Source organism: Flavobacterium sp. AC267, from assembly GCF_979258715.1.
Genome location: NZ_OZ409875.1, coordinates 2,422,462 through 2,446,801 on the forward strand (window position 1 = coordinate 2,422,462; position 24,340 = coordinate 2,446,801).

Sequence of the window (24,340 nt, forward strand, 5' to 3'; positions counted from 1 at the left end):
GAGACTAAGATTCTAAGTTACTAAGGTTCTAAGTTTTTTAATCTTGCAAAGTCGCTAAGGCGCAAAGTTTTTTATCAATGACCGTTAAGTTTATCATTTCTGTAAAAGTATGATACAACCCTTTCATTAAGACTTTGCGACTCTGCGACTTTGCGAGACTAAAAAAAAGAAAACCTTTGCGAACTTTGCGGTAAAATGCACAGTCCCCAAAAAAACTTTGCGATAAAATACCCAATCCATAAAAAAAACTTTCTGCCTTAGTGCCTTCGTGGCAGAAACCCTCCAACCCCAAAATTTCACACAAAAAACATTGGAATTTAAACTTTAAACAAAACTTTATTCCTTAATTTTGTATCGCTAAAAATAAAATAGACAAACTATGAGTTCATTTGACGTAGTCATTATAGGTTCAGGACCGGGCGGATATGTATCAGCAATTCGTTGCGCACAATTAGGTTTTAAAACAGCAATTGTAGAAAAGTATAACGCTCTTGGCGGAACTTGCCTTAACGTAGGTTGTATTCCTTCAAAAGCTTTGTTAGCTTCTTCTCATCATTATTCAGAAATTGCTCATTTTGCAGATCACGGAATTGAAGTTTCTGGCGATGTAAAAATCAATTTAGAGAAAATGATCGCGCGCAAACAAGCCGTTGTAGATCAAACCGTAGGTGGAATCAACTACTTAATGGATAAAAATAAAATCACTGTTTTCAATGGTTTAGGTTCTTTCGTAGACGCAACACACATTGCAGTTGCAAAAGCAGACGGAACATCTGAAACTATCGAAGCAAAATATACTGTAATCGCTACAGGTTCAAAACCATCTTCTTTACCATTCATCAAAATTGATAAAGAAAGAATCATTACTTCTACTGAAGCTTTGGCTTTAAAAGAAGTTCCAAAACACTTAGTAATTATCGGTGGAGGAGTTATCGGAATTGAGCTTGGACAAGTTTACCTTCGTCTAGGAGCTCAGGTTTCTGTAGTAGAATTTATGGACAGAATTATTCCAGGAATGGACAGTTCTCTTTCTAAAGAATTGACTAAAGTATTGAAAAAACAAGGAATGAAATTTTACGTTTCTCACAAAGTAAAATCGGTAGAAAGAAACGGCGATGCTGTTGTGGTTCAGGCTGAAAATGCAAAAGGAGAAACTATAACTCTAGAAGGAGATTATTCATTAGTTTCTGTTGGTCGTCGTCCATACACAGACGGATTAAACGCTGACAAAGCTGGAGTGAAAATTTCAGACAGAGGACAAGTTGAAGTAAACGATCATTTACAAACTAATGTTCCAAATATCTACGCAATTGGTGACGTTGTTCGCGGCGCGATGCTGGCACACAAAGCGGAAGAAGAAGGAACTATGGTTGCTGAAATCTTAGCAGGTCAAAAACCACACATCGATTATAACTTAATTCCTGGTGTAGTATACACTTGGCCAGAAGTTGTCGCAGTTGGAAAAACTGAAGAGCAATTAAAAGCAGAAGGAATTGCTTATAAATCTGGAAGTTTCCCTTTCAAAGCGTTAGGACGTGCAAGAGCAAGTGCTGACTTAGACGGATTCGTAAAAATCCTTGCTGACGAAAAAACGGATGAGGTTCTAGGGGTTCACATGATTGGAGCACGTACAGCAGATTTAATTGCTGAAGCGGTAACTGCAATGGAATTTAAAGCTTCTGCTGAAGATATTTCAAGAATGAGCCATGCGCACCCAACTTTCGCGGAAGCGGTAAAAGAAGCGACATTGGCGACTACCGAAAATAGAGCAATACACGTATAATTTACGTAAACTAATAATACAAAACCGCTGGAGCAATCTAGCGGTTTTTTTATGCTTTATTTAAAGCTTCGGATAATATAATAATTGAAAATAATTTTGTAAATTAGATGGGTAATTCGGGTGTTATCTTTACAAGACTAAAAGATAATATTATGAAAAATAGATATATAGTTCCGATTTTGATCGGAGCAGGAATCGGATTTGCACTTTACTCTTGTGGAGGAGGTATTCCGAAAAAAGCACAGGCTGTAACTAATTTTGACAGTGCAAAATATCTCGGGAAATGGTATGAAATCGCTAGATTAGATTACAAATGGGAAAGAGACCTTGATAATGTAACAGCCGAGTATTCTTTAAAAGATGATAAAACTATAAAAGTAGATAATAAGGGCTATAATGTCAAAAAAGACAAATGGGAACAAAGTATCGGGAAAGCTAAATTTGTCAAAAAAGACAATATTGGTATGCTGAAAGTCTCATTTTTTGGTCCTTTTTATTCTGGATACAATGTCGTAGCTGTCGATCCAGATTACAAGTATGCACTTGTGGCCGGCGAAAGCTTAAAATATATGTGGATTCTTTCGAGAGAAAAAACAATTCCAGAAAGTGTAAAAGCAGATTTTTTGATCAAAGCTCAAGATATTGGATACAAAGTAACCGATCTGGTTTGGGTGAAGCATGATAGAACGAATTAAAAAAGGACCCGACAGTTAAAAAGCTGTCGGGTTTTTTTATTTTTAGTTTGGGAAAAATTATGGTTTGAAAATACTCTTGTAATTATCCCAATATCTGTAAATCAAAAATAAGTTTGCTAGAAACAATAAAATTGCAATTGGCAGACCTTCGGGAGCAAGAAAATAATTAATAAACAAGATGTTTACCGTAATAGGCAGGATCAGAATATTAGCAAGCGTTACATATCGCCCAGTTATAAATGCAATTCCACATAACAATTCAATTGATTTAGCAAGTGGTATTAAATAAGTCGAAGCCATTAAACCTACATTAAAAGCTTTAAAATTTCCTGTAGTTTCTGGTTCAGGCATTAAATGAAAAAAATAACTGACAGAGGCAAAAAGTAACAAAAGACCAATTAAAACGCGGACAATAATTGTGGCAATTTTCATAATACTTAGGATTTTTTAAGGTTAAAAAATATAATTAAGTTATTGGAAAAGATGCAGTCTAAAGGCTCAAATTAGAATCACAAATCAATTTTTTTGTGCTTCATTTTTAAGGATTTTTCAATGAGATTAGTTGGTTTTTGGGATTAATCTAATTGTATATCAAATATAACGAATTTTTTCTTATAAAAAGTAAGTCTTTTTAACAGTTTTGCATCATTGTTCGAATCATTTGGTTATTTCTTTTGCTTTATAGTAATGACAGAATTTTGTCGTAATTTTGAGGTTTAAAATTTACTGATTTTTGAGAGTTTCCATTCATAAAAATATTGCAAATCCAGAACTGTTTAAAGAACAGCTTTTAAATTGGGCACAGCAGTTTCGCGAAGTCATTTTTTTAGACAGCAATTCCTATCCACAAAACTATTCCGATTTTGACTGCCTGCTCGCAGTTGACGCTTTTACTTCTTTAAAAACAGATTTTTACAATGCTTTTGACGATTTAAAACAATATCAGCAAAACACAAAAGACTGGCTTTTTGGTTATCTTTCTTATGATTTAAAAAATGACGTAGAAAGTCTCCGATCTAATAATTTTGACGGATTAAATTTTCCAGATTTGTCTTTCTTTCAGCCTAAAAAAATATTTATTCTGAGAGGAAATGAACTTGAAATTCAATATTTGATGCTTTGTGATGATGAAGTTGAAATTGATTTCGAAGAAATAGTTCAAAGTCCATCCCGAAGCTTCGAGACAAAAGTCCAAAGTCTAGAGACTTTAGAAATAAAACAACGCATTTCTAAAGATTCCTATGTTGAAAAAGTAAACAAAATGCTCAAACATATTCATGTTGGTGATATGTACGAAGCTAATTTTTGTATGGAATTTTATGCTGAAAATGCAAGTATAAATCCGTTAGAGAAGTTTCAGAAACTCAATGAAATTTCGAAAGCGCCATTTTCCGTTTTCTTTAAAAATTACAAGCATTATTTGCTTTCCGCTTCACCAGAGCGTTACATTAAAAAAGCAGGAGAAAAGATCATTTCACAACCCATTAAAGGAACTTCGAAACGATTTTTAGATCAGATTGAAGACGAGAAATCAAAAGCTGTTTTGGTTTCAGATGAAAAAGAAAGAGCTGAAAACATCATGATAACCGATTTAGTTCGTAACGATTTATCGCATACGGCGCAAAAAGGATCTGTTATGGTTGAAGAACTTTGCGGGATTTATTCATTTCTACAAGTGCATCAGATGATTTCTACAATTAGTTCAAAACTGGATTCTCAATATTCGGCCCTAGATGTTTTAAAGACAACTTTTCCAATGGGAAGCATGACCGGCGCACCAAAAATTTCTGTCATGGAAATTATTGAAAATCTGGAAGAAACAAAAAGAGGATTGTACAGTGGTGCAGTTGGTTATTTTACACCAGAAGGGGATTTTGATTTTAATGTCGTAATCAGAAGTATTTTATACAATCAGGAAAATCAATATGTTTCTTTTTCGGTAGGAAGTGCCATTACAGCATTATCTGATCCTGAAAAAGAATATGAGGAATGTTTGTTAAAAGCTAAGGCAATGCGGGAGGTTTTGCAATAAAATATCGCCACGGATTACACGAATTTACGCGTATTATTTTTTTACCGCAGATTAAAAGATTAACACAGATTTTTTTTAATCATTTTTAATCTTCTGATCTGTGCCTATAATTTTTTAGCTTTAGGAAAGAAAAAATTAGTGGAAATTCGAGTAATTCGTGGCAAAGAACATCACTTAACATTTCATTTAAAAATAGATCGAATTTAATTTTTTACTTTTATCAGATGTTTTCAAAATTTCAAAATCATATCGTTTCAAGATTTCCTTTCTTAGCGGGAAAAAAGCTTTTTCTTGCAGTAAGCGGTGGCTTAGACAGCATGGTTTTACTGCATTTATTCAAGCAGTTATCCTATGAAATTGCAGTTTTACATTGTAATTTCCAGCTTCGCGGATTAGAAAGTTTTGGAGATCAGGAGTTCATTCAGAATTATTGCGATCAAAATAATATTCCATTTTTTACCACTCATTTTGACACAGAAGCTTTCGCTAAAGATTATAAATTGTCCACACAAGTTGCGGCAAGAGAATTAAGATACAGCTGGTTTTATGAACTTTTAGAAGAAAAAAACTTCGATTTTATTCTAACAGCGCACCATGCCGATGATAATCTGGAAACGTTTATTATCAATTTAACACGCGGAACGGGACTAGAAGGTTTGACAGGAATTCCGGAACAAAATGATAAAATTATCCGTCCGCTTCTTCCTTTTTCTAGAGATGAAATTCTAAAATATGCCCAAGAAAATAATATAGAATGGCGTGAGGACAGCAGTAATGCTTCAAATAAATACCTGCGAAATAAAATCCGCCATGATTTAGTTCCTGTTTTAAAAGAAATCAATCCTAATTTTTTAGATGCATTTCAGAAAACACAGTCTTATCTTCAGGAAACAAAAGAAATGGTGGAAGACGCCTCTATTATGATTTATCAGCAAGTTGCAAAAGAAGCAGGAGATGATATTCACTTCGATTTAAATCAGCTTAAAAAACTTCCAAACTATAAATCATATTTGTACCAATGGCTTAACGAATTTGGTTTTTCGGCGTGGAATGATATTTATGATTTGGCTGAAGGACAATCTGGAAAGCAAATTTATGCAGAAGAATTTCGATTATTAAAAAACAGAGAAACCTTAATTTTGAGTCCGTTTTCTGAAGCGTCAGAAAAAGAAGAATTTGAAATTTATGAAAACGATACAGAAGTTAATTTTCCCTTAAAATTAAGTCTTTGTAACGTAGGTCACACAACATTCGATTCAAATAGAGTTATATTTGTCGACGCCCATAAAATCCGCTTTCCGCTGGTATTACGTAAGTGGAAAGAGGGGGATGTTTTTCAGCCTTTTGGGATGCATGGTAAGTCAAAAAAAGTCAGCAAACTTTTTAAAGATGAAAAATTATCCTTGATTGAAAAGGAAAAAACATGGCTTTTATGTTCAAATGACCAAATCGTCTGGGTTATCGGAATCAGACAAGACGAACGTTTTAAAATTGAAAATACCACAAATAAAATACTTAAAATAGAACTACAATAATGAACTTTACTCAAAATCATCAAACAAAATTTTTTAAAAGTGTTTGGACTAAAACTATTTTACTGCTGTTGTTTTTCTTTGCTTTTGCAAATGGTAACGCTCAAATATTAGAGCCGGTAAAATGGACTTCAAAAATTGAAAAAAAAGGAAATAATGCTGTGCTGATTTTCGATGCTGTTATCGAAAAGGAATGGCATATGTATTCTCAGTTTACTCCAGAAGGCGGACCGCTTGCTTTAGAAATTGCTTTTAAAAATCAGAAAGGCAATTATGAATTGATTGGAAAAGCAAAAGAAGGAAAAACAAGAACGGCATATAATGATGTTTTTGAAGTAAACGAAACGTTTTTTGAAGGTAAAGCACATATTGAACAAGAGATAAAAATCATTAACCCAAACTTAAAAACGGTTGATGTAGATTTTGATTTTCAGGTTTGTAAAGAAGTTTGTATCAATTCGAGCAAAAAGTTCTCAATTGCTGTTCCTTCCACTTTTAAAATTGATGAAGTTCCAGTTGTTGCAGAAGCAAAAAAAGATGAAACCAAAGTAGCTGGAATTGCAGTTGATACGATTGCAAAAGCAACAGCTTCCGAAATAGAGAATGTTATAAAGAAAGATCAGGAGTTGGCTAAAGGAGATGCTGATACAGAAATTCCTGCTCCAGTACCTGCTAGAAGTTTATGGTCAATCTTTTTTATTGCCTTTCTATCAGGATTTGCGACTTTGTTAACGCCTTGCGTTTTCCCAATGATTCCGATGACGGTGAGTTTCTTTACCAAACAAAGTAAAAGCAGAGCAAAAGGAATTAGAAATGCTGTTATTTACGGACTTTCTATTATTGCTATTTATGTAATTTTAGGACTTATTGTAACAAAAATATTCGGAGCAGATGCGTTAAATGCATTATCTACAGATGTTTGGTTCAACTTGATTTTCTTTGTAATCTTAGTTGTTTTTGCTACTTCATTCTTGGGTGCTTTCGAAATTATGCTTCCAAATTCATGGGCCAACAAAGCCGATCAGCAAGCCGATAAAGGCGGGATAATCGGAATATTATTTATGGCTTTAGCTTTGGCTATTGTGTCATTTTCTTGTACAGGTCCAATTGTAGGAACTTTATTAGTTGAAGCGAGCTTCAAATGGTGGAATCGCTCCAGTTGTGGGAATGTTAGGATTTTCATCTGCATTAGCACTTCCTTTTATGTTGTTTGCAATGTTCCCTGGATGGTTGAATTCTTTACCAAAATCTGGAGGATGGTTAAATACTGTAAAAGTGGTTCTTGGATTTTTAGAATTGGCTTTGGCATTCAAATTTTTATCAAACGCCGATTTAGTTTTACAATTGCATTTCTTAGAAAGAGAAGTTTTCATCGCAATCTGGATTGCCATTTTTGGAGCTTTGACTTTATATTTATTCGGAAAAATTACATTGCCTCATGATAGTCCAATGCGAGCATATTTCTGTTGGAAGACTATATTTAGGATTGCTTACTTTAGTATTTACGATGTATCTAATTCCTGGACTTTGGGGAGCGCCGTTAAAATTAATTAGTGCTTTTCCACCGCACGTCGCAATATAGCGAAAGTCCGTTTGGAGTAGGAGGATCAGGAAATGGAGGAGGTTCAGCAGAATCTATAAAAGGACTTCCTGAAGGTGCAGAATTAGGTCCGCACGGAATTATGGTATTTCACGATTATGAAGATGGTTTAGCTTACGCAAAAGAAATCAAGAAACCAATAATGCTTGATTTCACAGGTTACGCTTGTGTAAATTGCCGAAAAATGGAAAATAATGTGTGGTCGGATCCAACGGTTTTACCAATTCTAAAAAATGACGTGGTTTTAATTTCGCTGTATGTTGATGATAAACGTGAACTTCCAAAAGAGGAGCAGTTTGTAACTGCTTCAGGCGATAAAATTATCACGGTTGGAGATAAATGGACCGATTTTATGATTTCTAAATATAAAACGAATACACAGCCTTTATATGTTATTACAGATTTAGAAGGAAATAATTTAAACAATACAAAACCAACAATTAGCTACGTAAGTACAGAAGAATATCTGCACTGGTTAAAAGAAGGAATTTCTAATTTTAAATAAGAATAGGTTGATTGTTTATTGTTAATGGTTAATTGTTAATGGTTGAATGTTAATGGTTGATGTTTGTGTTGTAACAATCTGCAATCTAAAATCTAAAATCTGCAATCTACAATCTAAAATCTAAAATCTACAATCAGTACTTTATTCGGTTGAAATTAATTCAAACAAAAGCGCTCTAAGTTACTTAGAGCGCTTTTTTTATGCAATTGAGAAATAAAGATTTAAGTTTTACTAGTTCTTCTTTCGTGTGTTTTTTTATAACTTATTTTAACGGAGAAGATACTTCAAACAAAAAGCGCTCTAATTACTTAGAGCGCTTTTTTTATCAAGATTGAAAGTTGAAAATTAATATCTTATAAGAATTCTCCGTGTTGAGAGATATCTAAACCTAGTTCTTCTTTTTCTTCAGTAACTCTTAGAGGAGTAATTTTATTTACAACGAAGAATAAAATATAAGAACCTACAAAAGCAAAGATTGATACTACCACTAAAGCTGTTAATTGATTGATAAATAAAGTTGGAGTTCCGAAGATTAAACCTTGATTGTCTCCAACAGCTGGGTTAATTGCTTTTGAAGCGAAAACTCCGGTTAATAACATACCAACCATACCACCAACACCGTGACAAGCAAATACATCTAATGCATCATCAATTTTTCCTTTAGGGAATTTGCTAACTACAAGGTTACTTACGATTGCAGAGAATAAACCGATGAAAATTGCATGAGGAATACTAACAAAACCAGTCGCAGGCGTAATAGCAACAAGACCTACAACAGCTCCGATACAAGCTCCAAGAGCAGATAATTTGTGTCCTAATATTTTATCAAGGAAAACCCATGCCATTGCAGCGATTGCGAGCAGCAACAGTAGTTGTACCTAAAGCTTGTACAGCTAAACCATTTGCTCCTAATGCAGATCCAGCGTTGAAACCAAACCATCCGAACCAGAGTAAACCTGTTCCTAATAATACATAAGTAATTCTAGCAGGATTAACTTTTTGAATTTTTCTTTTTCCTAAGAAGATTGCTCCAGCCAATGCGACCCAGCCAGCACTCATGTGTACTACCGTTCCACCAGCGAAGTCAAGAACTCCCATTTTAAAGAAAACTCCATCAGGATGCCAAGTCATGTGAGCCAACGGAGCATATATTAATAATATAAATAAAACCATGAATAACAAATAAGCCCAGAAACGTACACGTTCTGCAAAAGCACCTGTAATTAACGCAGGAGTAATGATGGCGAATTTTGCCTGAAATAATGCGAATAACATAAAAGGAATCGTTGGCGCAAGGCTCCATGCTGTATTGGTTCCAACACCTTGAAAGAATAAATTACTGGTTGGATCTCCAATAATTCCTCCAATACTTGGTCCGAAAGCTAATCCGAAAGCTACAACTGTCCATAAAATTGTAACAATTACCATGGCCATAAAACTCTGCAAGCATAGTACTAATTACGTTTTTCTTACCTACCATTCCTCCGTAGAAAAATCCTAAACCAGGAGTCATTAACAATACAAAAGCAGTTGCAACGATCATCCAAGCCGTATCTCCTGTATCAAACTTAACCGCTTCTGCAGGAATTGGGTTATCTGCAATGATAAAGTTTGATATAAAGGTTAGTACCAAAATAGTGATAAGAATCACACTTAAAATAATTTTTCGCATAGTTATTTAGTTTTAAAATTTTTTATAAAAGTATAAAATGATTTCATACCCCTAAAAAAATAGGGTTCAATGTTTAATTTTTGTTAAATTTAAAATTTGAACCCTTAAATTTTGCGTGAATTTGTTAAAACAGACTTAAAATTTGTAATTCGGCAACATTTTTTTTCTCCTTACTAAGACTTTTGATAATTTTTGGGTTAATTGATTGTTACTTTTTGCGATATATTGGATATTTGTTGTTTAAAAACATCTGATAATTTTTGAGAATAAGATTTTTTTAATGTTTTTAACAATTTTAATGATTAAAACACAAGAATGGAAAATAGGAAAATTAAATGGGGAATTATTGGTCTTGGCAATATAGCCAATCAGTTTGCGAGCAGATTTATTATTAGTTGAAGATGCAGAGCTAACAGCTGTTGCATCAAGAGATATTTCGAAGGCAGAGCAGTTTGCAGAAAAATTTAATGCTTCAAGAATATATAATTCATACGATTTACTTTTTGAAGATAAAGAAGTTGAAATTATTTACATAGCGACACCGCATAATTCGCATGCGTCATTATCGATAAAAGCGCTTGAAAATGGGAAACATGTTATTTGTGAAAAACCAATGTCTTTGTCTTATAAAGATACCAAGCTTATGATTGAAGCTTCTAAAAAGTTCAACAGGTTTTTTATGGAAGCTTTCTGGACGCGCTTTATCCCTTCTGTTCAAGATGTTTTACAAAAGATAAATAGCGGAGTCATAGGAAGCATAAATTATATAAAAGCCGATTTTGCCTTTCACGGAAGTGAAATCGAAAATAAAAGACTTTTTGATAAAGATTTAGGAGGCGGAGCGCTATTTGATATTGGTGTTTATCCTTTGTTCCTGTCTTATATACTATTAGGAAAACCAAAAGAGATTATTGCAAAAGCGGTAAAGCATAAAAATAATATTGATTTGCAGACTTCTATCATACTGCAATACGAATCTGCTCAATCGGTTCTGCATGCTTCAATTGTTTCAGAGTCTGATATGAAAGCTTCAATAAGCGGTTCAAAAGGGAGAATCGAATTGAATTCGCCTTGGTATGTGGCAGATGGGTATTCTTTATTTATAAATGATGAAAAAGAAGCAGTTGTCAGTTTACCAACATTAGGAAAAGGCTATTCACATGAAATAATAGAATGTCATAATTGTATTCGAAATAACCACATAGAAAGTGAACTTTGGTCACATCAGAATAGTTTGGATTTGAGTAAGATTGTGGAGGAAATTAAGATCCAAATCAAGCTTCCATTTTAATTTTAAAAATTTTGTAATAAAATATTTACATAATAATAATTTTTCATTAGTTTTAAAAACATTTAATGAAAAGATATTTATGTTAGTAAAAGTTTATGGAAGTGCCGTTTTTGGCGTAGAGGCAACGACAATTACAGTCGAAGTTCATATGGATAAAGGGATTGGTTATCATTTAGTTGGACTTCCAGACAATGCTATAAAAGAAAGCAGTTTCCGAATCGCTGCAACGACTTAAAAATAATGGTTTCGGTATGCCTGGAAAAAGAATTACCATTAATATGGCGCCGGCAGACCTTAGAAAAGAGGGTTCGTCTTACGATTTGACCTTGGCAATGGGAATTCTAGTCGGTTCAGATCAGATAAAAGCGCCAGAAATTGAGCGATATATTATTATGGGTGAACTTTCTTTAGACGGAAGTCTGCAGCCTATTCGCGGTGCTTTACCAATTGCCATCAAAGCAAAAGAAGAAGGTTATAAAGGTTTTTTTCTTCCCATTCAAAATGTAAAGGAAGCGGCGATTGTATCCGATTTAGATGTTTATGGCGTAGAGAATCTAAAAGAAATCATTGACTTTTTTGCTGGAAAAGGTACGCTTCAGCCAACAGTAATAGATACGAGGGCAGAATTTTATAAAACGTTGGATTTTCCAGAATTTGATTTTTCAGATGTTCGCGGACAAGAAAGTATTAAACGCTGTATGGAAATTGCGGCGAGCGGGAGGTCACAACATTATTTTAATAGGCCCGCCTGGAGCTGGAAAAACGATGCTGGCAAAACGTGTTCCGAGTATTCTGCCTCCTATGACTTTGCGGGAAGCACTTGAAACTACTAAAATTCATAGTGTTGCAGGAAAATTAAAAGAAGTTGGATTAATGAATCAGCGTCCATTTAGAAGTCCGCACCATACTATTTCGAATGTAGCTTTGGTTGGTGGAGGCAGTTATCCGCGACCAGGAGAAATTTCGATGGCGCATAATGGTGTTTTGTTTTTAGACGAATTACCAGAATTTAAACGAGATGTTCTTGAAGTAATGCGCCAGCCGTTAGAAGATCGAGAAGTTACTATTTCGCGCGCTAAGTTTACGATTACCTATCCGTCTTCATTTATGCTTGTCGCCAGTATGAACCCAAGTCCGAGTGGATTTTTTAACGATCCTAGTACGCCAAATACTTCTTCACCTCACGAAATGCGGCGCTATATGAGTAAAATATCGGGTCCGTTATTAGACAGAATCGACATTCATATAGAAGTTACACCAGTTCCGTTTGAAAAATTGGCCGATGAAAGAAAAGCAGAAAGCAGTGTAGAAATTCGGAAACGTGTAACTGCAAGCACGCGAAATTCAAACCAAACGATTTGAAGCGGTAGAAAATGTTCATTACAATGCTCAAATGAGCAGTAAATTAATTAGGGAATATTGTGTTTTAGATGACGCTTCAAAAGAGCTGTTGAAAACCGCAATGGAAAGACTGAATCTTTCCGCTCGAGCGTATGACAGAATTTTGAAAGTTTCCAGAACCATTGCCGATTTAGATGATGCGCCCAGTATAGTTTCGTCGCATATTGCAGAAGCAATTCAGTATAGAAGTTTGGATCGAGAAGGATGGCTGGGATAAATTCATTTTAGTCCTGATAATAATTATCAGGGCTAATTTTTTATTTTTCAGTCTTGAATATTTCAGTTTACTATTTTGAAATATTCCAAAAACTCATTTTTCTTCTCGTAACAAAACCCAGTTTTTCGTATAATTTTACAGCTCCAATGTTACTTTCTACGACATTTAAAAAAGGAGTTTTACCTTCTTCGAAAATTTTGTTTACAACATAGGCAGTCAATTGTTTTGCATATCCTTTTCCAGTGTAATCTGGATGAGTGATGATAGCGCTGACTTCTGTAAAATGATTCATTTTCATGCGCTCACCTGCGACAGCAATTAATTTTTTATCTATAAGGATTCCGTAGTAATTTCCCAGCGCGACTGTTTTTGGTTTAAAATATCCAGGCTGTACTAAATTGACTAAATCCAATAATTCTTTAGTATGCTCATCTGTAAGTTTGATGATTTCATTTTTAGGAGTTAGTTGAATTTTTTTAGAGATAATCATTTGAAGGCAGACCAATTCTTTGATGATCTTTAAAGGACTTGAAATGTTAGGCTTTTCTCCAACAATATAAAAATTTTCACATAATGAGGCGTAGTCAGCAGTTGCTTTTTCAGTTTTTTCGAGGTTTATAAAGCCCCCAAAAGGACAATAATCGGGATTGTAAAATTTTACTCCATTATAATCAAGGCAAAATTTTTCGTGATTTTCAGATAAAGAATTCAAGACAGGATTGTCCAGTTTATTTTCGTCAATATTATTCATTTTTATTTTTTGCTTGAGGGTAGAAGATTTTAAATGAGTTCGATACTGCTGGATGAAGGATAGTTGCGTGGTTTTCATCTGGTAAATAATCAAAATAAACTTTGATGTTTTTACTTTTAGATTTTTTTATTTTTTCAGTCAATAAATTAGCATCTACTTCCATAACTCGCGGAATTGTTGTGGGAGTTAAGCCTTCTTTTCCAACTGCAATATAAATGTCGGTCTGCTGTTTAAAATCTTCTTTCAGTATTTCTGAATCTAAATCAAGTAAAGAACCATTATTCCACCACAGACTCGGACTTACAATGACGTATTTATTAAAAAGAAAAGGCTTTTTAAACAAAATTTCAGTTTCTAATAATCCGCCTAAAGATTGGCCAATAATAGTTTTCGAATCATTTGTCTTATATCTTTGCTCAATAAAAGGCTGTAGTTCCTTTTCGATAAAAGCAATAAAACGATCCGAATGACCACCGCTTGGAAAACGGCTTTTATCACTTTCAATAGTTGTTGGAAATGTAAAATCCCTTCTTCTGTCTACAGTTGCAATTCCTACTACAATTGATTTTGGAACTTGGTTGATCCACTCAAAACTATTAAATTGAACTAAACCAGTAATGTGTATAAAATCTTCATCGGCAGAGCCGTCCAATAAATATATAACAGGATATTTTATGTTTTCAGAAGGATTGTAAGCTTCAGGAAGATAAATATTTAGTATTCTTTTTTCGTTAAGTTCTTTCGATTGAATTTCGTCAATAACACCTAAAACGAATGGTTTTTGTATTTCTGCGACTTTGGTTTTGTTTTTTTGGCTGAATATTAAAGTGAAAGAAAAAAGAAAGAAAGCCAGGGTAATAAATTTGTTCATTGAAGTAAGCAGGTAAAAGAATAAAAACGAAAATACGAATTTAATACATCAAATTCCCTTTTTTACCCCAGCTTTGTTAGTAATTTAAGATTATTTATTGCTCTGCAAAAATTGCATCTAAACCTTCCATTGCAATGGTAAATCCTTCTTTAAAGCCCATTTGAATGATCGCTTCCAAATCAGATAGTTTTTCGTGCTTGATTACAATATCAACAAATGTAGAACTGCCTTGCTTCGAAAAAGTTACATCCCAATCCGAACGCGGAAATTCGGTATTCAAATTTCCCTCGCTGTCTGAAAAAGCATCCAGATATTTAAAATTGGTTTTCGGACTTATCGAAGTAAAATCGGCGATTGCCCAATGTTCTTCACCTTCTGGGCCAAGCATTGCATACAATCTGCGTCCGCCTTCTTTAAAATCCATACTTTTTGTTTTTGATTTCCATGGTGCCGGCGCCCACCATTGATCCAAAATCGTCGCTTCTGTCCAAGCAGACCAAACGTTTGCTAGAGAAGCACTAAACTCGCGTTTTACATTTACAGTATTATTTTCCTTGTTTACAGTAAAATTCATTAATAGATTCGATTTCATTTTCTTTAGATTTTAAATTTATTAATAGTTATTTCTTAGAATAATTTTATTTATTTGTTTCCAGAATTTTATCTAAACCTTCCATCGCAATTGTAAAGCCTTCTTTGAAACCCATTTCAATTATTTTTTCTAATTCTTCTAAACTGTCGCGCTTAATCGCAATAGCAACAATTGTAGAATCTCCCTCTTCAGAGAAAGTAATGTCCCAATAAGAACTGCCTAAAGCAGAATTTGGAAGCCCTTCTGAATCGCAGAAAGTAGACGAATGTTTAAAATTTGTTTTAGGAGAAATTGAATTATATTCAAATACAGCCCAGCGTTCATCTCCCTCAGGACTCACCATCGCATACAATCTTTTTCCGCCCTCTCTAAATTCCATAAACTTTGTTTTGGATTTAAACGGAGCCGGCGCCCACCACAAATCCAGAATGGAAGCTTCTGTCCAGGCAGACCAAACGTTTGACAATGACGCCTTAAATTCGCGTTTTACATTTACTGTTTTATTTTCCTTGTCTACAGAAAAATTAATTAAAAGATCAGATTTCATTTTCTTTAGATTTTAAATTCATTAATACTTGATCCAATTGATCAAAACGCTGTTCCCAAATCTTTTTAAATTGCTCCAGCCAATGATCTATTTCTTTCATTTTATCTATTTTGAGCTGATAATAAATTTCTCTGCCTAATTTTTTTTCTTCCAGCAAATCACATTCATTCAGTATTTTAATGTGTTTAGAAACGGCTTGTCTTGTAGTTTGAAACTGTTCTGCAATTGCATTTGGTGTCAACGAAGTTGAAGAAATCAAAACTAAAATTGCTCTGCGGGTAGGATCGGCAATGGCCTGAAAAATATCTCGTTTCATTTTAAAATAGAATTACGCAACTAATTAGTTGCGAATATAAGCAACTTTTTGGTTGCGTAATGTTAAAAAAGTGATTTTTTTTTAATTGAAATATCGTAAACAAAAAAAGACGCATATTTAATGCGCCCTTTTATATCGTTTTTAGGTGTTATCGTCTAAATTTATTTCTGACAATAATATCTTTAAGTTTCGCTTTTAAGTCTTCACCCGTATCAAAAACCATTTGTTCGTTATTCGGAAAAGGAACAGCACGCTTAGAAAAATAGCTTTGATAATTATCGTCGCAGGCATTTCGGTCTCCTTTATATTTCGAATAAATATTCTCAAAAACATATTCGTCGCTAATAGGAAAAGTCTGTACCAGCTGATTTGATTTCAAATCTACATAATCAACTTTAGCAGTTACCAAACAAGATTTAAATTGTCTGAATTCATAAACACTTGCGCGAAGTATTTTATAATTGTCTACTTTAATCTCTTTGCCCAAACTATCCTTTACAGGTCTTCCGCGACTGTCCAGAAGTGTTTTTACACCGTCTTTAATTTGTCTTTCCTTCACAAATTCTTTTTCTTTAATCTGTTCTGGCGAGATTGCAATTTGTCTAAAATTAATAATCAAACTATAATCGTACGTTACATTTTTTTGTCTTGCGCTATGGTAAACCGTCCATTTATCATTAAGTCCGTACGTTTTAAAATCCAGCAAATCATCCTGAAGCATTTTCGGAATCACCATATTGGTTTCATTTTTCGCATACACATCCACAAAATCAGTTCCTTTAAAAAGAGCATCATCCATTAATTTCTTGGTATTCTTATATCCTGGGTTTATACTTTCCAAATAAGCAAAATCATCATACGCCTTTCTAAAATCCATTTTGTTGTTCGATTTCAAAAGGTTAGAAGCGTTCTCGTACAAATATTTTGAAAGTGCATTTTTGCTGTTTACAATTTCATTGGAATAATTATCAAACGGAAAATTTGCATTTCTGCCTTGCTTTATTAATTTCAAAGGCAAAATCGGACTAATTTTTTCCTGACGGTTATTGAGTTGTAAATACGTATTGTAGATTCGCTCAGCATTTGCCGGATTGGTATCTTTAGAAAGCATTTCCAGATTACGCAGGTCACGGTCTTTCGCTTTGGCAAAAGCCTCTTCGAGTAAATACACATAATCTTGTTTTCCTTTTGCATCCTTATTTGTCCTCAAAGCCTCTACAGCGCGATCAATAGCACTGTCATAATTTCCGTCGCTTATTAACGCCTGAGTCGTTTTTACCCCGCACGAAGAAAGAACCAAAAAGAATATAAAAAATAGTAAAGTAGTTTTTTGCATAGTATCTCTTTTGAAGGTGTAAATATATCTTTTTTAACTTTCAACAACTATGCCTTTTTTTTGATTTATTTTAAGGAGCAGAAATCAATTTTTCATAATAACCTTTAGTCCCGCTTTCGCCTTTATCTCTCCTCCCGATAGCCATCGGGATGCGAGGATATCGGCTCTATCGGGGCTAGATTAGGTCTTTAGTTTTTCATAATAAATAAGGTATCTAGACTGGAGAAGGTGAAGTTTTTAATTGCGAGGAACGGATGCAAAGTGAAATAACAAATATTTGTGGAACCCCGTGTGCGATTTCTCCTTTCGACGAAATGACACAAACTGGCGGAAAAATAAAGATTTAAATTTTCAGCATGATTTTTTGTGCGTAATTTGCTTTAAAGAAAGAATACTTAATCTTCCCAAGTTTCAATCAAATTATCTTTCCATAATTTTTCGGCAAACTCTTTAAAGACTTTTGGACCTTTTTTAAAGTTCTCATCCAGTTTATATTCACCGCCTATAAATTGTTTTTCACCATTATCTAAAACTCCAACCTGAACTCTGCTTTCGCACGCGTATCGCATATTTCTGCTGTTCTTCGTACATAATAATTTTCATGTCACAAGGGCTCACATCACCGTGACAGGTTGTTTTATACATCAGCCAAGTTTCGGCAATTCCGTTATTATTTAAATCAGTAATTTGAAAAGAGTTTTTTACAAACGAGGCCACAATATCAACCGGACAATCGGCAATAAAATCGTAAACTTTCCAAGTTTGTTTTACCTCATTTCCAGAAACTATAAAATGATACGCAAACAATTCAGCATCTGATCCATCAGTTTCATGCTCAAACTTTTTGTTAATATGATAGCCTGTTTCAGTAGTAATAACAATATTATCACCAAGTTTATCTTTCCAGCGAACAGCATTTTTCACAAAACCTTCGTATTTAATCACGCTTGGAAATTGGGTAGAATCGATTTTTTGTACGTTTAAAACGAACTGTTCTTCTTTGTTTGATTCCGTATTTGAAATAACTTGAGTTTCTTGTTTTTTATCTTCTTTACAACTTGAAAAAAGAATTATAAATAAAAAAAAGAATAGAATATTTTTCATCATTATTTTAAATTAATCGATTTGCATACCGCTTTCCTCATCAAATTGTTTTTTCTCTTCATTGGTCATTCTGTTTCGCAAAACCTTTATCGTGTAGCCGCCAAATAATTTACCATTTTCTAGATACATCCAATCGCTTATTTTAGACGGATCAATATCTATTTTGTCACCTGCTTTGAATTCTGTAACATATTCGGGTTCGTTATTTAAAATACCAGAATATTTACCGTCTTTAAATACAATATCTCCAATCCACATATGTTCGATGCCTTTAGCATTTGAAAACTTAATCTTTAAAGCCTGACTGTCAGCATTCGGATTCGATAATCCAGCGTTAAAATCATCCAATGTCTCATTTGCTTTTAGTATTGCCGCATTCATTTCTTCATTTTCGCTTTCAACACCATAAATTGTTGGTTCGTTTTCTCTTTCAATTTTATTTGATTCTTTACAGCCTGCAAGAAAAAGTATGCTTAGTAATACTAGAAATTTTATTTTCATAATTTAAAATAGTTTAAAAGTTAGATTCCGTATAATTTTATTCCTGCTGAATCCATTCGTATTTTCCGTTTTTTATATAAATAATACCGCCATGCCATGACTTTCTTCGGCATGAATAAATATTCCGTCATTTGGAAGTTTAATTTTTTCTTCTTCGTTTACTTCTTCGTCAGCCATTATTTCGCCGTCGTCATTTACATTATTCCAGTACGTTTCACCTTTTGGAGCTTTTTCAAATATTCCTGCCCAGTCAATTTCATCAAAACCTTGTGCTAAAACAGTATTTCCCAGACCAAGAAAATCAGTTCTTCTTCCGTTTCCGAAAGTTATTTTCAAACCGCTTTTATCGCTTTTTGTACTTCTTACTATTTCTACGGTTTCGTTTTTTCCGTCTCCATCCAAATCACATAAAATTTTGTTCGTTTTATGCTTGGAAGAAAGTACGATTGTATCTGTTTTTGGAGTTTCAGATGTTGTTTTTGAAGCAATTTCTAACGTATCTTTTTCTTGTTTTTTTGGTGTTTCAATTATGGTTTGTTTTTCTTTTTTACAAGAAATCGCAATTAAAGATAAAAGTATTAGAATTCTAATTTTCATAGTTAGTATTTTGGCTTGGAAAAATTCAAGATGCTAATATAAAAAAATACGTACGAAATTCGGCTGTTTTTTATACATTCTATATAACTAGAATTACAATATTCCTTCTAGCCATTTTAGAAAAATTAAATATACTTCAGCCACCAATACTGCTTTTCAGCTTTATATTTCCCGAACCATTGACAAGGTTTATATAGCAGTGCCACAACAAAAAGCCAGATACAATAAATTGACCAAAGAGGCAGGTCGCTTTCAACGCCTTTAGGTCTGCCAAAAGTTCCTGCGACAAATTCCAATTGCCGCCAATTGAAGCCTTGTGCGAAAAGCATAAAAAGCGTTAGAATATGAATGACATAAAAGTGAACGACAAAATAAAACAAAGGCACTTTTCCGTAAACCAAGGTAACTTTTTTAACCGTATTATGAAATTGTTCCGCAAAGGCGAGCAGTAAAAACAGAATTCCTAAAGTCACTAAACAGAATAGGAGCGATGGCGGATATTTCGTTACATTCATAAAAGATAAAAACGTAAAAACCAAATCTTTTTGCGCAGTCCACAAAGCGGGATCGCCATAAATATTTATAAACCGAAATACTATAAATAAAGCCAAAGCGCTCAAACCAATTTTTAGGAATATTTTTTTCTTTGTGCTTCTACGAGTTCGAAGAATTTTCCTGTGGCAAAGCCAACGAGCATAATTCCCAGCCACGGAATAGGCGGATAACCCATAATAAATGCTTTTCCAGCAAACGGAAATACAACTGGGCCCAATAATGGCGTTAAAATCGTTTTTAAAACTGAATTTTCTGCAAACGGAATAAGCGGTAAAAGATTATGGAAAAAGATAATTACCAGTCCAATTATACCTAATATCTTGGAACGGACCTTTAGCAGTAAACTTAAAATAACAAACCCAAAACCTATCGCGGCTATTACTTCAAATAAAAGTGTGTGAAAACCAATATCGAAAAACAACCCAAAATTGACAATTGTAAATTCGAGTAAGATTAACCAAAGTCCTCTTTTTAATAAAAGCTGTCTGGTTTTGGTAAAATCGTTTTTGTTTTGAAGTGAAAGATAAATTGAAGTTCCCGCCAAGAAAACAAAAATAGGCGCACACAAATGCGTAATCCAGCGTGTAAAAAACAACAAAGGTGAAGTAGAAGCCAAATCAGTCGGACTCTGCGTAATCGAATCGACGTGCATCAAATCCCGAACATGATCGAGAGCCATAATAATCATTACAATGCCGCGAACAATATCTATTGATGGCTGTCGTTTCATGAGTTTGATTTTTAAATACTTAAGGTAAATCTAATGAATTATCTTTTAAGTATTTAATCATTTTTTGATAAAATTAATTTATTGGATTTTTTATGAAATATAAAATGATTTGCCTCCAGTTTTAACTGGAGGTATTTGTTGCTAAAGGAAAAAGGCTTTAGCCAAAAGAAATGCGCTTTTTAGCTAAAGCCTTAATATAAAAGACTTTTATTAACCTCCAGCTAAAGCTGTAGGCAATTGATATTGATTTTTATGATTTTCTGATCTTCACCTGATACACAATTTCCCAAAAAATAATGGAAAAGAAAGCATTGGCAAATATGGCAGTTTTAACCTGATACGGATCGTAATTTATAAGAAGATGTAAATTAGTAAATTGCAAAGCTAGAAATAATGACAAAGCCGCAATTGCAATAGCAAATATTATATTTAAAACTGGTTTCCATTTTAAAGCTAGGAAAGCATAAATAAGATTAAAAACAGCAAAACCGCAACCTAAAGTAATATAGGGATCTGTCTTCAATACTTGTCCTAACGAAAGAAAAAAAGATGTTGAAGTAAGATATAAAAAGAATAGGATTGAGTAGAGAAGGATTCGTATTTGCGGTTTCATTTTTTGTATTATTTATGATGAAGATTTTTCAATACGAAGATAATATTAAAAGATGAATTCTAAGTGAAGTCACAATATTTCCAATTCAGACTTTTATTTTATTCCAAAATCGCCTCAATTTTAGACTCTGATTTTTCCTTTAAAGCGCTTTCTGGACGAAAACTCCAAATGATTAGGAATTTTCCTTTTGCCAAATATTCTTCCGGATGTTCATCTGTTGGCTGGCCGTCTTTTCCCCAAAGCAAGCCTTGCAGGAATCTGTCGCCTTTAAAGGTATGTTCAAATTCAAAATACATAATAGAACCACGATCTGTTTTGCTTTTAAAACTTTGAATTGCTTTACTTTTTATAGTTCCAACAATGTTGCTGTAGGTTTCAATATCATTATAAAAACTGCAAGCCTGAGGCGTAATGCAAATATTACCGTCGCTTAAAGTATAGGTTTTTGGAATTTCTTTTGGTTTTAGTTTTAAATCAGCAATTGTTTGGCTGAAGGAATTTGTTGTGAATAGTAGGAATATTATAAATATTGGGATTGTAGGTTTCATAGGTTTTGGGATATTATATTTTACAACAAAATTTTAATGTTACTCATCATCTTTTAAATACCTACTATCAAAATAAATCTTATATTCCATAGTGTTTTTTTCCTTATAAAGTTCTCCTTTTTTTTGTCTTTCATTTCAATAAAAAAATCTTCACTTAAAAAATCAACACAGCCAAAAATATGTTTGCGATCAGATTTGTTGTTGGGTAATCTGTTCAGAACAAGTTTTGAAGTTTTTGTCTTAACTAATATTTCGCTTTTTGCATCTACTTGATCTCTGCTAGTAAAGTAAGATGGATAACCCCAATACTTGCGTAATTTTATTTCTGCGGTTTTATTTGGAAATACTTTGGCAACGAAACCGTACACCTGAAATCTACTGCCAAAACCTCCTTTGATTACTAATGTATCCTTGATATAATAATGATTACAACTGAAATCTTTCCTTGTAAAGTTATTTTTTAAATTGTCGTAATAAACGGTATCTTCTACCATGTTTTTTCCTCTATAAACCGTTTCGTAAATTGAATCAGTCATATATTTTGTTCGATCGCTGGTGGTGTTTATATTTTCCAGACTAAGCGCTTTTATTTTTGGATCTAAAATTATATTAATCCTTTTTTGAGAGTAAATAAAGGCTGATGAAAATACAAAAAAGAGTGTGAGTAGATTTAATTTCATTGGTTTAAAATTTGGGTTCGAATTTTCTTGGTTACAAAAAAAGCACAAAATAAGAAGATATTTGTGCTTTTGTAGAATTTATTTTTGAGGAAATTATTTTCCTTTCAGTAGTTTTTCTAAATATTCAACTTTGTCTTTTTCAGCCTGAACCAAACGTTCATAAAGTTCGACAACTTTATCTAGAGGATTGAAATTGCAAGAATTATTTGTTATGAAACTTCCAGTTACAGATTCATTAAAAGTATTAAAATAATTAAATACATTTTCCTCCGAAAAACTTTTGATAGCGTCCTCATTGCTAGCTCGAGCGTCTCGCTCGTGCCCGCAACGTTTTATCTTATTATTTAATCAGTTGTCTTGTTCACGAGCGAGACGCTCGCGCTAGCAGATGGGATAATATTCCGAATTAATCCGCGCTATCTGTATTTTTCTGATTTTGTAGAGGTAACGTTTTTAATTTTGATACTGTTTATTTATTTTTTCCTCTGGTTTTTCACAGAATAAATATAGGCAAAGTAAAAATAACCATTCTAAAGGTTTCATTACTAAATAAGTTAAATTAGACATTTGTCTGGTGTTAATTTTTTTAGATAAATTATAACCATATTTATCGTAATTAGTTCGTATGAAGTAATGCAATTTAGGCGAGAAATCCTGAATCATTTCTTCGAATGCATTTGCAATGAGTAATTGTCTGTTAACTATTATTGTATTTTTATTTCTTTTACCTAACCGTATAGGTTTTACAACTTTAGGATTTCCAGATGCTTGCGACGGTACATAAATAATGTCCTTTATGATCAAGATATGGTGGAGGAATTTGTTGAGAAAATCTCCAAGTTGCCGTTTCAGTAAATACCTTTATAAGTGAATTTGGCTCTTGTCCAAATAAAATAAGGAAAAATGTTATAAGCAATAATAATGGAATCACTAGAATAAAACTCCAAAGCGGCAAATTGCTTTTTTGAGCAAAGAAGAGATTTAATCTATTCAGAAATTTATTTGAGTATGTTACTTCCTTTGCTTCAATCATTTTATTTTTTACACTTTGAATTATAAGACTTATTGAAATTATTAGGCTTATAATTGATATAGGCACAAAAAGATAATAATGTTCTGATGGGTCATAACCACCTATATCGTGATTGGATATTTGTAATAAAACGATAAACCATATAATTGTGCCAATTACCAGAAAACTCAAAGACAAAACTCTCGTTAGAGGTGGTAATTTGTTTTCTTTTAACCAAATTAATAGAATTGAAACATTAAAGGCTATAAAGTAAAAGATTAAAGAGATAATATGTTTTTCGCCAAAAGGAATATAGCATTCTCCATCAATGGGATCGATAGCAGTATAATATTGATTGCTGTGAGTTTGTATTCCATAAGATAAAAAGATAAGTGAAAAAACATAAATATTGGTCGCAATTATTTCTAAAGTTGAAATATTTTTATTTATTTTTTTAAATATTGCAGTTACAATTATAATGATTGCTAAAAAAATTGATATGATATATATAAAAATCATGTTTAGGTGTGTTTAGTTTTCTACAATAAAAAAATGAAGTCTCAATTTTGAAGCGTGATTTGTGTTTATGCTATCTTTTTCATTCTATTGGCACAATAGATCTCATAAGTTCTATGTTTCTTTGTTGAGTAATTCTGCAAAAGTAAATAATTTGTAGTATAATTCTGTGTTTAATTACAAAATGTTACTCTGCATAAGGGATAGGGGTGGATATTCCATAAAATAGAAATTCCAATTTTTTAAATTCCAAATTCCAATTGTAGTCGTTTAGTAAACCGGACAGGTTTTTAAAACCTGTCCGGTTTGGCGCTTAAATAAAGCTGAATTATTCTCTATACTT

21 protein-coding genes and 5 pseudogenes are annotated in these 24,340 nt (G+C 33.2%); 7 read left to right on the forward strand and 19 right to left on the reverse strand.

What is annotated here, in order from left to right; genetic code table 11:
- Positions 1–379: 379 nt before the first annotated feature.
- Both lpdA and ACZZ95_RS12660 read left to right on the forward strand, forming a co-directional pair.
- On the forward strand, positions 380–1,783 hold the full coding sequence (lpdA, locus tag ACZZ95_RS12655) for a dihydrolipoyl dehydrogenase (RefSeq protein WP_463469304.1): 1,404 nt from the start codon (positions 380–382) through the stop codon (positions 1,781–1,783).
- Positions 1,784–1,935: 152 nt separating this feature from the next.
- A complete protein-coding gene (locus tag ACZZ95_RS12660) occupies positions 1,936–2,478 on the forward strand; it encodes a lipocalin family protein (protein WP_095955192.1) in 543 nt (180 codons plus the stop codon).
- A 57-nt stretch (positions 2,479–2,535) separates the two neighbouring features.
- On the opposite strand, the gene ACZZ95_RS12665 is transcribed toward ACZZ95_RS12660, so the two are convergent.
- Complete coding sequence (locus ACZZ95_RS12665; RefSeq protein WP_095955185.1) at positions 2,536–2,910, reverse strand: DoxX family membrane protein; 375 nt, start codon at positions 2,908–2,910, stop codon at positions 2,536–2,538.
- A gap of 301 nt (positions 2,911–3,211) precedes the next feature.
- Here ACZZ95_RS12665 and ACZZ95_RS12670 point away from each other — a divergent pair, with 301 nt between their 5' ends.
- The 3 genes and pseudogenes from ACZZ95_RS12670 (at position 3,212) to ACZZ95_RS12680 (ending at position 8,147) form a co-directional block, all read left to right on the forward strand.
- The gene (locus tag ACZZ95_RS12670; RefSeq protein WP_463469305.1) at positions 3,212–4,510 is read left to right on the forward strand and encodes an anthranilate synthase component I family protein; all 1,299 of its coding nucleotides are present in this window, start codon (positions 3,212–3,214) and stop codon (positions 4,508–4,510) included.
- Between the two features lie 224 nt (positions 4,511–4,734).
- The gene (gene tilS, locus ACZZ95_RS12675) at positions 4,735–6,045 is read left to right on the forward strand and encodes a tRNA lysidine(34) synthetase TilS (protein WP_463469306.1); all 1,311 of its coding nucleotides are present in this window, start codon (positions 4,735–4,737) and stop codon (positions 6,043–6,045) included.
- A pseudogene (locus ACZZ95_RS12680) lies at positions 6,045–8,147 on the forward strand (protein-disulfide reductase DsbD family protein). The gene tilS and the pseudogene ACZZ95_RS12680 overlap by 1 nt, the downstream one beginning before the upstream one ends.
- A gap of 353 nt (positions 8,148–8,500) precedes the next feature.
- Here the strand turns inward: ACZZ95_RS12680 and ACZZ95_RS12685 are convergent.
- A pseudogene (locus ACZZ95_RS12685) lies at positions 8,501–9,819 on the reverse strand (ammonium transporter).
- Positions 9,820–10,192: 373 nt separating this feature from the next.
- Here ACZZ95_RS12685 and ACZZ95_RS12690 point away from each other — a divergent pair.
- Both ACZZ95_RS12690 and ACZZ95_RS12695 read left to right on the forward strand, forming a co-directional pair.
- Positions 10,193–11,110: a Gfo/Idh/MocA family protein gene (locus ACZZ95_RS12690; protein ID WP_463469307.1), complete on the forward strand. Its 918-nt coding sequence runs from the start codon at positions 10,193–10,195 to the stop codon at positions 11,108–11,110.
- A gap of 79 nt (positions 11,111–11,189) precedes the next feature.
- Positions 11,190–12,728 (forward strand): annotated as a pseudogene (locus ACZZ95_RS12695) (YifB family Mg chelatase-like AAA ATPase).
- Positions 12,729–12,798: 70 nt separating this feature from the next.
- Here the strand turns inward: ACZZ95_RS12695 and ACZZ95_RS12700 are convergent.
- The 17 genes and pseudogenes from ACZZ95_RS12700 to ACZZ95_RS12780 all read right to left on the reverse strand — a co-directional run bounded on the left by ACZZ95_RS12700 (position 12,799) and on the right by ACZZ95_RS12780 (position 24,000).
- Positions 12,799–13,479, reverse strand: coding sequence for a GNAT family N-acetyltransferase (locus ACZZ95_RS12700; RefSeq protein WP_463469308.1), 681 nt, complete (start codon positions 13,477–13,479; stop codon positions 12,799–12,801).
- Entirely contained in the window at positions 13,472–14,350 is an 879-nt protein-coding gene (locus tag ACZZ95_RS12705; RefSeq protein WP_463469309.1) for an alpha/beta hydrolase, read from the reverse strand. Before ACZZ95_RS12705 ends, ACZZ95_RS12700 begins: the two co-directional genes overlap by 8 nt.
- A gap of 94 nt (positions 14,351–14,444) precedes the next feature.
- On the reverse strand, positions 14,445–14,942 hold the full coding sequence (locus tag ACZZ95_RS12710) for an SRPBCC family protein (RefSeq protein ID WP_463469310.1): 498 nt from the start codon (positions 14,940–14,942) through the stop codon (positions 14,445–14,447).
- A 46-nt stretch (positions 14,943–14,988) separates the two neighbouring features.
- Positions 14,989–15,489 carry an SRPBCC family protein gene (locus ACZZ95_RS12715; protein ID WP_463469311.1) on the reverse strand — a complete coding sequence of 167 codons (501 nt, stop codon included), beginning with the start codon at positions 15,487–15,489 and terminating at the stop codon, positions 14,989–14,991.
- On the reverse strand, positions 15,479–15,805 hold the full coding sequence (locus ACZZ95_RS12720; protein WP_463469312.1) for an ArsR/SmtB family transcription factor: 327 nt from the start codon (positions 15,803–15,805) through the stop codon (positions 15,479–15,481). The genes ACZZ95_RS12715 and ACZZ95_RS12720 overlap by 11 nt, the downstream gene beginning before the upstream one ends.
- Before the next feature lie 148 nt (positions 15,806–15,953).
- Positions 15,954–17,141, reverse strand: coding sequence for a hypothetical protein (locus ACZZ95_RS12725; RefSeq protein WP_463469313.1), 1,188 nt, complete (start codon positions 17,139–17,141; stop codon positions 15,954–15,956).
- A 395-nt stretch (positions 17,142–17,536) separates the two neighbouring features.
- Positions 17,537–18,245, reverse strand: a pseudogene (locus ACZZ95_RS12730) (M949_RS01915 family surface polysaccharide biosynthesis protein).
- 12 nt (positions 18,246–18,257) lie between these two features.
- A complete protein-coding gene (locus ACZZ95_RS12735) occupies positions 18,258–18,746 on the reverse strand; it encodes a YegJ family protein (protein ID WP_463469314.1) in 489 nt (162 codons plus the stop codon).
- Positions 18,747–18,818: 72 nt separating this feature from the next.
- Entirely contained in the window at positions 18,819–19,343 is a 525-nt protein-coding gene (locus tag ACZZ95_RS12740) for a hypothetical protein (RefSeq protein WP_463469315.1), read from the reverse strand.
- Positions 19,344–19,468: 125 nt separating this feature from the next.
- The gene (locus ACZZ95_RS12745) at positions 19,469–19,954 is read right to left on the reverse strand and encodes a hypothetical protein (RefSeq protein ID WP_463469316.1); all 486 of its coding nucleotides are present in this window, start codon (positions 19,952–19,954) and stop codon (positions 19,469–19,471) included.
- 17 nt (positions 19,955–19,971) lie between these two features.
- Entirely contained in the window at positions 19,972–20,628 is a 657-nt protein-coding gene (locus ACZZ95_RS12750; protein WP_463469317.1) for an acetyltransferase domain-containing protein, read from the reverse strand.
- Between the two features lie 250 nt (positions 20,629–20,878).
- Entirely contained in the window at positions 20,879–21,241 is a 363-nt protein-coding gene (locus tag ACZZ95_RS12755) for a hypothetical protein (RefSeq protein ID WP_463469318.1), read from the reverse strand.
- Between the two features lie 98 nt (positions 21,242–21,339).
- A complete protein-coding gene (locus tag ACZZ95_RS12760) occupies positions 21,340–21,789 on the reverse strand; it encodes a hypothetical protein (RefSeq protein WP_463469319.1) in 450 nt (149 codons plus the stop codon).
- 53 nt (positions 21,790–21,842) lie between these two features.
- Complete coding sequence (locus tag ACZZ95_RS12765; RefSeq protein WP_463469320.1) at positions 21,843–22,469, reverse strand: hypothetical protein; 627 nt, start codon at positions 22,467–22,469, stop codon at positions 21,843–21,845.
- Positions 22,470–22,562: 93 nt separating this feature from the next.
- A pseudogene (locus ACZZ95_RS12770) lies at positions 22,563–22,760 on the reverse strand (transcriptional regulator); the annotation flags it as partial.
- 162 nt (positions 22,761–22,922) lie between these two features.
- Positions 22,923–23,273 (reverse strand): DUF6688 family protein, encoded by a 351-nt coding sequence (locus ACZZ95_RS12775; protein ID WP_463469321.1) that lies wholly within the window; start codon positions 23,271–23,273, stop codon positions 22,923–22,925.
- Positions 23,221–24,000: a DUF6688 domain-containing protein gene (locus ACZZ95_RS12780; RefSeq protein ID WP_463469322.1), complete on the reverse strand. Its 780-nt coding sequence runs from the start codon at positions 23,998–24,000 to the stop codon at positions 23,221–23,223. The genes ACZZ95_RS12775 and ACZZ95_RS12780 overlap by 53 nt, the downstream gene beginning before the upstream one ends.
- Positions 24,001–24,340 lie beyond the last annotated feature (340 nt).